The sequence below is a fragment of the Kushneria pakistanensis genome, assembly GCF_014652795.1.
In the GTDB taxonomy this organism is placed as follows: Bacteria; Pseudomonadota; Gammaproteobacteria; order Pseudomonadales; family Halomonadaceae; genus Kushneria; species Kushneria pakistanensis.
This window is the reverse complement of record NZ_BMZM01000001.1, coordinates 305,970-319,458: the sequence shown is the minus strand read 5'-3', so window position 1 is coordinate 319,458 and position 13,489 is coordinate 305,970. Positions and strand designations below refer to the sequence as shown.

At 57.1% G+C, this 13,489-nt stretch carries 8 protein-coding genes; 5 read left to right on the top strand and 3 right to left on the bottom strand.

What is annotated here, in order from left to right; genetic code table 11:
• Positions 1-118 precede the first annotated feature (118 nt).
• A complete protein-coding gene (locus IE123_RS01340) occupies positions 119-601 on the top strand; it encodes a GNAT family N-acetyltransferase (protein ID WP_229819516.1) in 483 nt (160 codons plus the stop codon).
• Positions 602-711: 110 nt separating this feature from the next.
• On the opposite strand, the gene IE123_RS01335 is transcribed toward IE123_RS01340, so the two are convergent.
• Positions 712-1,227 carry a peptidase associated/transthyretin-like domain-containing protein gene (locus IE123_RS01335; protein ID WP_229819514.1) on the bottom strand — a complete coding sequence of 172 codons (516 nt, stop codon included), beginning with the start codon at positions 1,225-1,227 and terminating at the stop codon, positions 712-714.
• A 441-nt stretch (positions 1,228-1,668) separates the two neighbouring features.
• Positions 1,669-2,289: a 23S rRNA (uridine(2552)-2'-O)-methyltransferase RlmE gene (gene rlmE, locus IE123_RS01330; RefSeq protein WP_189514347.1), complete on the bottom strand. Its 621-nt coding sequence runs from the start codon at positions 2,287-2,289 to the stop codon at positions 1,669-1,671.
• A 234-nt stretch (positions 2,290-2,523) separates the two neighbouring features.
• Between rlmE and IE123_RS01325 the strand changes: the two genes are divergently transcribed.
• The 4 genes from IE123_RS01325 (at position 2,524) to proA (ending at position 11,787) form a co-directional block, all read left to right on the top strand.
• Positions 2,524-4,170 (top strand): NAD(P)/FAD-dependent oxidoreductase, encoded by a 1,647-nt coding sequence (locus IE123_RS01325; RefSeq protein WP_189514345.1) that lies wholly within the window; start codon positions 2,524-2,526, stop codon positions 4,168-4,170.
• Complete coding sequence (locus IE123_RS01320; RefSeq protein ID WP_189514343.1) at positions 4,170-4,901, top strand: TrmH family RNA methyltransferase; 732 nt, start codon at positions 4,170-4,172, stop codon at positions 4,899-4,901. Before IE123_RS01325 ends, IE123_RS01320 begins: the two co-directional genes overlap by 1 nt.
• Positions 4,902-5,046: 145 nt before the next feature.
• A complete protein-coding gene (locus tag IE123_RS01315; RefSeq protein WP_189514341.1) occupies positions 5,047-5,541 on the top strand; it encodes a GNAT family N-acetyltransferase in 495 nt (164 codons plus the stop codon).
• 390 nt (positions 5,542-5,931) lie between these two features.
• On the top strand, positions 5,932-11,787 hold the full coding sequence (gene proA, locus IE123_RS01310) for an anti-phage protein ProA (RefSeq protein ID WP_189514339.1): 5,856 nt from the start codon (positions 5,932-5,934) through the stop codon (positions 11,785-11,787).
• Between the two features lie 85 nt (positions 11,788-11,872).
• Here the strand turns inward: proA and guaA are convergent, their stop codons facing one another.
• Positions 11,873-13,447, bottom strand: coding sequence for a glutamine-hydrolyzing GMP synthase (guaA, locus tag IE123_RS01305; protein ID WP_189514337.1), 1,575 nt, complete (start codon positions 13,445-13,447; stop codon positions 11,873-11,875).
• Between the last annotated feature and the right edge of the window lie 42 nt (positions 13,448-13,489).

Sequence of the window (13,489 nt, the reverse complement as noted above, 5' to 3'; positions counted from 1 at the left end):
GCCCTATCGGCCCGACACCAGAAAACCTGGGCCGACCGTTACCGGGCTGTCGCAGTATCAGAGGGTTATGAAAACCTCTCCGCGGGGGCGGAAAGATAATGTTCAGGAGGGATGTCTCGTGCCGATCGGCGCTTCAGGACGACGCGACTATACCCCACGGGACGTCGACAGCACGCTGACTATTTTTCAGCGCGCCGTATTTGAGGTGGCTTCCAGGGATTACACCCCGGCGCAGCTTGAGGCGTGGGCCGACGGCATGGATCGGACTACCTGGGCGGCGATGCTTGAACGCCAGTCCACATGGATCGCGATGGCGAATGACACCCCGGCAGGGTTTGCCAGCCTAACGGACAAGGGGCATCTCGATATGCTGTTTGTCCGCCCGGATTACCAGCGCTGCGGCGTGGCGAGTACGCTGTTGGCCATGGCGGAACAGACTGCGCAACAACGCGGGATCAAGCGTATAACCACCGAGGCCAGTGTGACCGCTCTGCCCTTTTTCAAGGCGCGTGGGTTTGACGTCGTGACGGCGCAGGCAATGAAACGACGCGGTCAGGTGCTGAGGAATTTTTGGATGGAGAAAGCGCTTGAAGGCTATTGATTCGGCCGGAGAACGTTGAAATGTGGCCTGAAGCTCAAAAGCGTACCGGAAGAGAAACAGGGAAATGATATTGCTGAGCAGGAGCCGGGCGCGGGCCCGGCTCGCATGGATCAAATCTGACCGATCTTGACCAGCCTGTCTTTCATGTCAGCCGGAACATCTTCGATCATGACCAGATTGAGTGACTGCTGATCGCCCTGCATGGCGACTTCATCACCCAGATCAGCATTGATGTCGTCCGGAGACAGGGTGTACATGCCGCCGTTGAACGGATCAACGATCAGCCAGCCGATAATCCCGCCCAGCAGGAGATTGCCACCGATGTACCAGCCGTTCGCAGACGTCGTCAGCTCTACCTTGCGCGTTGCATAACCCGGCTTGTTGATTTCAACATGATAGGTCTTGCCACCGAAATAACTGCCATCGGACTTCTTGAGCGTCACCGTTGCAGGCGTGTTGCCTGCAAATACCTGTTTGGCCGTTTCGTCAGTAATCACGACTGCCGCATTGGAAGGCGTGCTGTTGATCGTCACGCTCTGCTCACTATCACCCACAATGGAAGCACAACCGGTCAGACCAAGCGCGGCACAGGTGCCCATCAGGGCGGCAAGAAGTTTGAAGTTCATTAAATGATCTCTTGAGGTACAGACAGGCTCTTGAAGGCCTTGGGGAAAACACCGCGTCACCTCCCACGATGCAAGTGCCTGTCTAATAACGACAATTTTTTGGACTTCTTTAATTATTTTTTAAGATAGATCTCAAGGGCAGCGAGCTTGAGAATGAAAACGAGGATATCGAAGGGCTGACCCGGGACTGAATGAGGTGTTTGCCTACGTCGTGGATTTCTTCAGGACCACGCTGTCGCATCGATATCCGCCGGGGGTGGAAGGCATGGCGCGACAGCAGCGCCAGCGGGAAACGGGCAGCGGGTAATCGCTGTTGCCCTGACAGGTTGTTTCCCTGATAAAAAAGGGTGCCTCACAGGGAGGCGCCCTTCTTTCAATCTTTCAATTCCGTGGCGTCATGTTCGGGTCTGGAAACATAAACCTGTTCCCTTTTGCCGTGACTCAGCCCTTGAAGCCCTTGCCCACCAGATACACTTCCCGGGACCGAGGCCGCGACGCCTCGGGTTTACGAATGAATACCTTCTCGAAGGAGGTGCGCACATCCTTGAGAAACTCATCCGAGCCCTCACCCTGGAACACCTTGACCGCATAGTGTCCGCCCGGCTTGAGTACGCGCCGAACCATGTCGAGCGTCAGTTCCACCAGGTACATGGACGCGGCCTGATCCGCTGCGCCAACGCCGCTGATATTGGGGGCGATATCAGACACGACAAGATCGGGTTGCCGGCCATCGAGCTGAGCAAGAAGCTGCTCAAAGACGTCATCCTCCGTGAAGTCGCCCTGAATGAAATCAACGTTGTCCAGAACGTCCATGGGCAGAATATCGGTAGCGATCACCCGGCCCTTGTCGCCCACGATTCGGCCCGCGACCTGCGACCAGCCGCCCGGCGCAGAACCCAGGTCCATGACGAGCATACCGGGGCGGATAAGCTTGTCCTTCTCGTTGAGCTCGATCAGCTTGTAGCTGGAGCGCGAGCGCAGGCCATCTTTCTGGGCACGTTTGACGAAGGGGTCATTCACGTGTTCATCCAGCCAACGGCGGCTGCTTTTGGAGTGTTTCATGTTGGAGCCAACCACAAGAATCGGGTGAGGCCCGAGCGCGACGCTGCGCTGCGGGGTACAGACTGGCCGCGATTATAGCGGATACGGACAGTGAACGCGCGTGGCCCCGACGGGGCACCGACGGCATTTCCTGACAGGCCCACCGGCGCCGGGTACAATCCGCCATCGACTGTCTTCCCCATCGATTATCTTCCCTACCCTTTCTCTGCCGGGGTCACCGGCCAGGATGCCTTCATGATTCGTATCAACGAACTCTCTTTGCCTCTGGATCATTCTGCCGACGCACTGCGTCAGGCCATCGTCAAGCGCCTGAAGATTCGCGATGCGGACCTGCTGGACTTCACGGTCTTCAAACGCAGCTACGATGCACGCAAGAAGAACAGCGCCATCCTGTTCATCTACATCATCGATCTGGAAGTACGAGATGAAGGCAAGGTCCTGGCACGCTTTGCCAACGACCTGCATGTGCGCCCTGCGCCGGATACCCGGTATTACCCCGTGGCCGAGGCGCCGGAGGGTCTTGAAGCGCGTCCATTGGTGATTGGTTTTGGCCCCTGTGGCCTGTTTGCTGCCCTGTTGCTGGCACAGATGGGGTTCAAACCCATCGTGCTGGAACGCGGCAAGAACGTGCGCAGCCGCACGAAGGACACCTGGGCACTGTGGCGCAAGAAGGTCCTGAGCCCTGAATCCAATGTGCAGTTCGGCGAGGGCGGCGCCGGCCTCTTTTCAGACGGCAAGCTGTACAGCCAGATCAAGGATCCGAAGTTCTACGCGCGCAAGGTAATGCACGAGTTCGTGCGTGCCGGCGCGCCCGAAGAAATCATGTACGTCAACAAGCCCCATATCGGTACATTCCGCCTTACGGGTGTGGTGGCGAAGATGCGTGAAGAGATCATTGCGCTCGGGGGTGAGGTGCGCTTTGAAAGCCGGGTGACGGATCTGGTGATCGACAACGGTCAGGTTGAAGGCGCCGTGCTGGCCAATGGCGACACGCTGCGCAGCCGTCATGTGATCCTCGCGCTGGGCCACAGCTCGCGCGATACCTTTCGCATGCTGCACCGCCAGGGGGTTCACATCGAGGCCAAGCCCTTCGCCATCGGTTTTCGCATCGAGCATCCGCAGGGCATGATCGACAAGGCCCGCCTGGGCAAGTATGCCGGCCACCCGGCGCTGGGCGCGGCGGACTACAAGCTGGTCCATCATGCGAAAAACGGTCGCGCGGTCTACAGCTTCTGCATGTGCCCCGGTGGCACGGTGGTCGCGGCCACGTCCGAACCGGGCCGCGTCGTGACCAACGGCATGAGCCAGTACTCGCGCAATGAACGCAACGCCAACTCCGGTATTGTCGTGGGCATCAATCCCGAGCAGGACTTCCCGGGCCATGTATTGGCGGGGGTAGAGCTTCAGGAGCGCCTGGAAGAGCGTGCCTATGAACTGGGGGGCAGTGACTATTGCGCGCCCGCGCAGCTGGTGGGCGACTTCATTCGCGGTGTGCCGTCCAGCGAGTTCGGCGACGTGGAGCCTTCCTATACGCCAGGCGTGCGCCTGGGCGATCTTGCCCCTTCCCTGCCAGCGTTCGCCATTGAGGCGATTCGCGAAGCGCTGCCGGCCTTCGGCAGGAAGATTCGCGGATTTGACCGCGACAGCGCGATTCTGACGGGTATCGAGACGCGCACCTCCTCACCCGTGCGGATCACCCGCCATCACGACACATTCCAGAGCCTCAATACCCGTGGCCTCTACCCGGCCGGCGAAGGCGCGGGCTACGCCGGCGGCATCCTGTCGGCGGGCGTGGATGGCATCAAGGTGGCGGAGGCGCTGGCCAAGGCGCTGCTGTCTGACACGGACGCCGCCATGGCACCGGCCCGGGTTGTTAGCTGATGAAGTTCGACGACATCAAGAAACTCCACCAGAAGAAGTATCGCGCCGAGTTTGGCCACTTCCTGGTGGAGGGTGAACATCTGGTACTGGAGCTGCAGAAAGCGGCAGCGCACAACCCGCAGCTTCAGCGCTCGGCGCTGTATGTCACCCAGACGCATGCACAGTGGGAAAGCCCGTTCAGGACACACGTCATCAGCGATCGCCAGATGGCGCAGATCGCCGATACCAAGACCCCACAGGGCATCGTTGCTCTGGTGCCGATACCGGACACCCCAGCGGAGGCGTCCGGTACCGGGCGTGCGGTCTATCTTCATGAAATTCAGGACCCGGGCAATTTAGGCACCATCCTGCGTACGCTTTCATGGTTCGGCGGCTTTCGCTGCCTGCTGAGCCCGGGCAGCGTCGATCCCTACAATCCCAAGGTCGTGCGCGCGAGCATGGGCGCGATCTTCCATGCGCCGCTGGAGCTGGACGTACCGCTTGCATCACTGTCCGATCGCTTCACGCGCATCGCCTGCCTCGATATGCAGGGCGATCCGCTTCACTCGCCAGACTTTGGCGGCTGTGACTGCTACCTTTTCGGCAACGAAGCCCGCGGTGTGCCCCGAGACCAACTGGGCGCGCTCGGCGCACAGCCGTTCACGATCCCCGGGAGCGGTGCCATCGAGTCATTGAATCTGGCTGCTACGGTCAACATGTGTGCGTATGAGCTGAGCCGCCCGCGGCGCTGAGTCGCCCATTCGTTGCTCTGGAAAAAGGGCGCCTCCCAGTGAGGCGCCCTTTTTTCGATCCCATGGCGCCATGTTGGTGTGATGGAACACACACCCATCATTCACGGGCTGGCCAGCACCAGCCGCTTCTTCTCCGGAAAACCGCATGTCGACAAGCGCCCTGAACATTCGCCCCTGCACCCTTGATGATGACGAGATAACGCTTGCCCTGTTTCAGCGCGCCGTGCGTGAGATAGCCTCAAGGGACTACACCCCAGCACAAATTGAGGCATGGATCGATGGCATCGCGTTACCGACCTGGGCGGCGGTGAATGCGCAACGGCGCATGTGGATCGCGATGCTGGATGACGTGCCGGCGGGTTTTACTGATCTCACAAATGAAGGCCATCTCGACAGGCTCTTTGTCAGCCCGGATTATCAACGCTGTGGCGTGGCGAGTGCGCTACTGGACATGGTGGAACAGGCCGCCCGGCAACGCGGGATGACGCGCCTGACCACCGATGCCAGCCTGACTGCCCTGCCCTTTTTTGAGACGCGGGGGTTTGTGGTCACTCGGGCAAGGCAGGTAGAGCGGCGGGGGCAGGCGCTGGATAATTTCCAGATGAAGAAGCGCTTGGAAGGGATCGAAGGCGCTTTCTGACAGTTTCTTTTGCAGGCGTAACATGCTGGTCAGTCTTCGAATACGCCATAAGAAACACGACTAAGCAACAAAGCCTACTAATTCTGCTTCAAAACTCAAAAGGCAGGAGTTTTTTCTGTCAAATTTCTACATATCGCTTATATACCTGCCGATCATAACATCATGCTCTCGAGATAAAGCGAAACCACGCTTGGCACAATATCCGTACCCTAAATATTTACCCTTAAGCAACATTAAGCCAAGTGCAGGGAACTATTTAAAAAAATTTTTCTTTGAATAGCTAAAAACGCGTTCTGATTCCTTGCAGAGATTCCAGCAACGTCACTTTTCTGGCCGCTGACAGCAGCAAGACTAGAAACCACTAATTTAAAATGTAATCAGGGTTAAAACATGCCTTTCAAGACAGTTGATGAGGATGCCCAGAAGTCGCTCTTGCTGACTTTGATCACTGCGGAAAAAGTGAATTTCGCTTCCTCCCAGAATGGTGTTTCAGTAATCAGAAAGATCGTTTTGGAGAACCAGACGGATAAACCGCTGGAGAACCTCACCGTCGAACTGACTTGCAAGCCAGGCTTGTTACGCCCCAAAACATGGAAGCTGGACCGACTGCCATCAGGCGAGCAGCAAGAGCTACATGATCTGGAAACCCCTCTGGACACGGCTCTTCTGGGTGGCCTCAACGAAGCTGAGAGAGGTGAGCTAACGCTTTTAGTGCGGCAGGGCGATGTCGAGATGATATCCGAGAGTCGTCAGATAGAGATGCTTGCACGCGATGAGTGGGGCGGCGTTGGTGAGATGGCACATCTTTTGGCAGCCTTCGTCTCTCCCAACGATACGGTCGTTGCCGGAATACTAAAGGAAGCGGGACGGCTTCTTGAGGCGACGGGGCAGAACGGCAGCATGGATGGATACCAGTCCAAAGATCCGTCGCGCTCGTGGATGCTGGCAGGATCCATCTGGTCTGCCGCGACAGGCCTGGGTTTAACCTATGCCGTACCCCCAGCCAGTTTCGAGCTGCACGGACAGAAGATTCGCGATCCGGGACGCATCCGTTCCGAAGGACTTGCAACCTGTCTCGACAGTGCGCTCTTTTTGGCGGCCTGTTTTGAGGCGGCAGGACTGAATCCAGCCATTCTGTTTTGTGAAGGGCATGCTTGGACAGGGGTGTGGCTGACCGAAAGAGACTTCGGGACCATAAGCGAACCGGACGTTATGACCGTTCGCAAAGCGCTTGATGCCCGGGAGTTTGTAAGTATGGAAACCACTCTGCTTACAAAACGACCCAGCATTGGATTCGAAGAAGCAGTGGATAGCGCGCGTGAGCTTACTTCAGAGCGCAATGAACACAGTTTCACCATGGCCGTAGACATTCGTCGGGCCCGTGCAGCACGGGTACGTCCCCTTGCCAGCCATCGTAACGAACCAGAAACGCAACTAGCAGATATACCGGCGAGCCCGGCAGCGCTTCCAAAACCACTTGCTCGGGGGCTGCTCCCCGAAGACCTGATCGAAGAAGAACCGACAACGCCTACAGATCGGATTTCACGTTGGCAAAGAAAGTTGCTGGATCTTTCGTTGCGCAACCGATTATTGAATTTCAAGGATAGTAAGCAGACGCTGCCATTCTTTTGTTCGGATGTGTCATCGCTGGAAGATCAGCTTGCGGACGGCAAGAAGTTCCGTGCGCTGGCACTGAAGGACGAAGATCCGGTTGGAAAGAGAGACCTGCTAACAAAGGAGGAACCGAAGCTTTTAGAGGAAGTTGCAAAAGACGCTTTCGCCAAGGGCCAAATGGCAGTCAATCTGACCCGCAAGGAAACCGAACTACGGCTTCTGGAGCTACACCGGCGTGCCAAAAGCGATATGCAAGAAGGCGGAACCAATACTCTTTTCCTCGCCGCCGGGTTTCTGCGCTGGAAAAAATCGGAAGGCGACACCCAAAGCTATCGTGCGCCACTTCTTCTTGTTCCCGTAAAAATCTCCCGCAAGTCCGCGCAATCCGAGTTCATCATTGAAAATCACGAAGATGATGTTCGCTTTAATACCACTCTTTTAGAGTTTCTCAAGAGAGACTTCGATCTCACGGTGCCAGAACTGGAAGATGAATTGCCACGTGATGGTAGTGGCTTCGATCTGCCTCGAATCTTCGAAATTATGCGACGAAAGGTTCGTGATGTTGCAGGTTTCGAGGTTGTTGAGGATGTTGCACTTGCAACCTTTTCATTTTCCAAATTTCTGATGTGGAAAGATCTGGTCGAACGCACCGATAGCTTGCGCGAAAGTGCTCTTGTAAGGCATCTGGTCGACAATCCGTCCGAACCTTTTCTTGCAGAGGGAAGCCCGGGGCTCCCCGATGCTGCAGATGTCGACCGACGTCTTGCTCCTCGTGATCTTTTCACCCCTCTGCCAGCAGATTCTTCCCAGCTTGCAGCGGTTTTGGCGGCCGAGGAAGGGCATGATTTCGTACTGATTGGTCCGCCGGGCACGGGCAAAAGCCAGACCATTGCGAACATTATTTCGCAATGTCTTGCAGTTCAGAAAACGGTTCTTTTTGTCGCCGAGAAATCTGCGGCGCTGGACGTGGTCCATCGTCGCCTAGCAGCACACGGACTAGGGGATGCGGTACTGGAACTGCACTCCAACAAGGCTGATCGCAAATCAGTACTGTCGCAACTCGGGCGCAGTTGGGAGCGTGCGACACGAGGCTCCGAGGCTGAATGGATAAAGGTTACCGACGATCTTTCCATCACCCGCGATCAACTGAACACTTATGTCGCCGCCCTCCATAAGAAAGGAACTCAGGGTTTCAGTGTCTTTGAGGCCATTGGAGAAGCATCTGGTGAAGCACAGCCGTTCAGCCTCTTTTTCGCCAACAAGGATGCTCATGACGCAGACAGCTATGCGCGATTGAAGAAGTTGGCCGAAGCACTGGGGCGATGCAATGAAATCATCGCGGAGCGGAAAACGTTTCCGCTTATTCAAGCAAGTGACTGGTCCTTCGGCTGGCAGGCCGAGCTCCTCAAGCGGACCACTGCACTGGCCTCGGTGACGCGGGAGCTATTCGATGCCGCGAACACCCTTGCCCGTCAATCTGGGCTGGGTTGGGATGGAGCTGGTTCCTCGGAAGAAATTGAGACTTTGCTACAGGTTGCCGAAATACCCGCAACCGGCGAAGACGTGAGCTGGTCCCTGTCACGCAACATTGGTGAAATGCAGAGCCAGGCACAGGCCCTGTGCGACCTGCTTGGCAAATACAACGACGCCGTAAGTCGCGCTTCGGCACGCTATCCAATGGACCGTCTTGATATGATTCCTCTCGATCAAATGGACGCGAATTGGCGGCTTGCCCAAACGAAGATGTGGCCGTTCTCCATCCTCGCGAAGTCTTCGGTCCGTAAACTCCTACAGACCTACGCCGAGAGTGGTCAGGCAAACCCTGATCAGGACATTGCCGCAATGAGCGACGCCAGGCGTATCCAGGATGAGATCAAGGAAAATGCATTACTGCCATGCCCTGTGGTCACGGGCGTGGAAACAGATCCCGATCGACTGATGGACTGGATAGCGCAGGCAAGCAGCTTGGTGGCAACACTGAATGCCCTCGCACCGGCCGTCTCGGATCAAAACCGCTGGGAGGCATCCAGGCAGAGCCTAGCGCAGCGTATGCCGGGTGATCTGCGCAATGCGATCACGTTATTTTTGCAAAAGCGATCAGCTTGGGAGGAGTGTGCCAGAGATTTCGCACAGATCTCACAATCGGACCCAAAACAACTTCCACTGTCTGAGCTCGCCCATCACCTCGAAGATATTCTGAACAGCAAGGACTATCTCTCCGACTGGACGCGTTGGGTTAATGTGCGGTTGCAAGCAAACTCTGCCGGTTTGGCTCCCCTTGTTGAAGTAGTCGAAGATGGTCGCCTTGACGGAGATGTCGAAGCCGCCTTCAAAGCAGCCTATGCGGCTTGGTGGCTGCCACTCGCAATGGATGCCCACGCAGTGTTACGTAGCTTTTCGCACTGGGCACATGAAGACACGATCAAACGCTTCCGGGAACTCGACAGTCGCGCTACCGAAATGGCGGCGAGCCAGATCCTGAGCCGTATCCAACACGGCCTGCCGGCACAGGATACTGTGCCGCGACGATCCGAGCTCGGCACGCTCCGACATCAGTTGACCCTCCAGCGGCCCAGCATGCCAATTCGGACGCTTATCTCAGAAATGCCGGGTAGCTTCACTAAACTGGCACCTTGCGTACTCATGTCTCCCCTGTCGGTGGCACAGTATCTTCCTGCAGGGCAAGCTGCCTTTGACGTTGTCATCTTCGATGAGGCATCCCAGATCACCACATGGGATGCCATTGGCGCAATCGCACGGGGACGACAGGCGATTATCGTCGGCGACCCCAAGCAGTTGCCCCCTACAGACTTCTTCGGCCGTAGCAATGATGACGGTCAAAACGTTCCTCAAGCAGAGCGCGATCTGGCCTCCATTCTGGATGAAGTGGCCTCAGCCGGTATTCCGACCCAACAGCTTAACTGGCATTACCGTAGCCGCGATGAGTCACTCATCGCCTTTTCCAACTGGCACTATTACGGTGGCCGTCTAATAACCTTCCCCTCCCCGACCACTGCGTCCGAAGCGGTCAAGCTGCACCAGATAGATGGTGTTTACGGCCGAGGCCAAGAGCGCACCAACGACTCCGAGGCGCGCGCTATTGTGCGTATGACCGTGCGTCGCCTGAAGGAATGGCTGACACGTCCCGAAGAGGAGCGCCTGACACTGGGCGTTATTACATTCAACGCTCAGCAGCAAGAACTTATTCTCAATCTACTTGACGCAGAGCGGCGGCAAGCTCCTGAACTGGAATGGTTTTTCGAGGACGCTCGAGAGGAACCCGTGATCGTCAAGAACCTTGAAAACATTCAGGGCGACGAGCGCGACGTGATGCTGTTCTCAATCACCTTTGGCCCGGATCACGCAGGCAAGCTCTCGATGGTCTTCGGGCCGCTAAACTTGGAAGGTGGTGAAAAGCGCCTGAATGTCGCCGTGACTCGTGCTCGACAGGAGTTACACATCTTCGCCTCAATACGGGCCGACCAGATCGATCTCACTCGTACCAAGGCCACGGGAGTGAAGCACCTCAAAAGCTTCCTTGATTTCGCCGCACGTGGCTCAATTGCTCTGCCAGCGCAGGACGAGGGATCTTTGGGGCCGGTTGAAAACGTTTTCGAAGCCGCGGTCAAGAACGCCATTGAGGCCAGAGGTTGGGAACTTCGTCCACAGATCGGCGTTTCAGGGTTCCGTATCGATCTAGGAGTCGTTCATCCAGATCACGCAGGCGTCTATCTAGCTGGTATCGAGTGCGACGGGGCAACGTATCACGGCTCTGCCACAGCGCGGGATCGGGACAAGATTCGGCAGGCAGTTCTTGAAAATCTTGGATGGACTATTTTCCGGATCTGGTCCACCGACTGGTTTCGCAACCCCAATATGGTCGTTGATCGAATTCATGCAGCCCTCACGGAACACTTGGAAGCAGACCGCGTGAGAAGGGCTGCAGAGGAAGCCGCTCGTGAGCTGGTGGACCAAAAAGAGATTGCCGAAGCAAATGACAGCACTACACACCCTGTGCAGGAAAACGACGTTTCCTCAAACTCGCCCATGAAGAACCAACCCCCTGAATCAGCGCGGAAAGAAGAGGCATCTACAGGAGAGAGGCTCATAGCTACAAGAGTCATCTCATCGGGAGATCCAATGAAACCAGCAACTAAAAACTCTGAAGTGCCTATTCCAGATCCCGAGCTATTCCATCAACAGGATTATCTTCCAACTCTAGAGCTTCTTGTTGCCGACGTTGTCGATCGTGAAGGCCCCATGCCCCTGAGCCTGCTGAGCAAGCGCATCTCTGAAATGCATGGCTGGCAAAGAACCGGCCGACGCATCTCCGAGCAGGTCGCAAACGCCTTAGGCCGCGTCGAGCTACACCTCGAAAACGATGTCGATTTTCTTTGGACAGCAGGAGGCTACTCGAAGAGGACTACGTTCCGATCAGGACTGGATCGCTCGATTCGTGATATTTCTCGGACCGAGATCGCCGAGCTCTATGATCGTCATGAAACCTCGCTGCTGGATAGTAATGATCAGACTCTAGAGCTTTCTCGTTATGCAGGCATTTCCCGACTTTCAGCAGAGAACCGCGCTTATCTGGAAAGCTGCATAAACTGGAGGTTTTCGACACAGGGGTAAATGCTGATACGCCTTTTTACTATTCCAAAATAAAAAGCCCGCCAATTGGCGGGCTTCGTCATTCAATCAAGTTACTGCTACAACCTCATTCCCACTCGATCGTCGCGGGCGGCTTGCTGCTCACATCATAGGTCACGCGCGACACGCCGCTGATCTCATTGATGATACGCCCCGAGACCTTCTCCAGCAGCTCATACGGCAGGTGCGCCCAGCGGGCGGTCATGAAGTCGATGGTTTCCACCGCGCGCAGCGCAATCACCCACTCGTAGCGGCGGCCATCCCCCACTACCCCGACGGACTTGACCGGCAGGAACACGGCGAAGGCCTGGCTGGTCTTGTGGTACCAGTCCGCGTTGTGCAGCTCTTCGATGAAGATGGCGTCCGCCTCGCGCAGGATGTCGGCGTATTCCTTTTTGACTTCACCGAGGATGCGCACGCCAAGACCCGGCCCGGGGAACGGGTGACGGTAGACCATGTCGTACGGCAGGCCGAGTTCAAGGCCGAGCTTGCGCACCTCGTCCTTGAACAGCTCGCGCAGCGGTTCGACCAGCTTGAGCTTCATGGTCTCCGGCAGGCCGCCCACGTTGTGATGCGACTTGATGACGTGCGCCTTGCCGGTCTTGGAGGCGGCGGATTCGATCACGTCCGGGTAGATGGTGCCCTGGGCGAGGAAATCGACGCCCTCGATCTTCGCGGCTTCACGGTCGAACACGTCGATAAAGGTGTTGCCGATCGCCTTGCGCTTGGCTTCCGGGTCATTCACGCCCTTGAGCTTGCCAAGGAACTCGTCTTCGGCATCCACACGGATCACGCGCACGCCCATGTGCTGGGCGAAGGTGTCCATCACCTGGGCGCCTTCGTCCTTGCGCAGCAGGCCGTTGTCGACGAACACGCAGGTGAGCTGATCACCGATCGCCTTGTGTAAAAGGGCGGCGACCACGGAGGAATCCACTCCACCGGACAGGCCCAGCAGCACATGACGGTCGCCGACCTGCTCGCGAACGCGCTCGGAGAGATCCTCGATGATCTTCGCCGGGGTCCAGAGCTTTTCACAGCCGCAGATGTCGACCACGAAGCGCTCGAGGATGCGCTGGCCCTGGGTGGTGTGGGTCACTTCCGGGTGGAACTGGACCGCGTAGAGGCGCTTTTCGGCCCAGCTCATGGCGGCGATCGGGCAGCTCGGCGTGGAGGCAGTGATCTCGAACTGCTCGGGCACGTGGGCGACCTTGTCGCCATGGCTCATCCACACGTCCAGCAGCGCATCGCCACGATCACCGATGTGGTCCTTGATGCCGCCCAGCAGGTCATCTTCTGCGGAGACGCTGATCTGGGCGTAGCCGAATTCCCGCTTCTCGGAGCCTTCAGTGGCGCCACCCAGCTGGGCGGCCATGGTCTGCATGCCGTAGCAGATGCCGAATACCGGCAGGCCCAGCTCGAACACGCACTCGGGCGCGCGCGGGGAATCCAGCTCGGAGACCGATTCCGGCCCGCCGGAGAGGATGATGCCGTTGGGGTTGTATTCGCGAATCTCTTCTTCGGTGATATCGAAGGCGCGCACTTCCGAGTAAACCCCGATCTCGCGCACGCGGCGGGCGATCAGCTGGGTGTACTGGGAGCCAAAATCGAGAATCAGAATCTTGTGGGCGTGAATGTCGGTCATGGTATCTCTCTACTACGGCCGAGAACGGCGAGGATATAAACA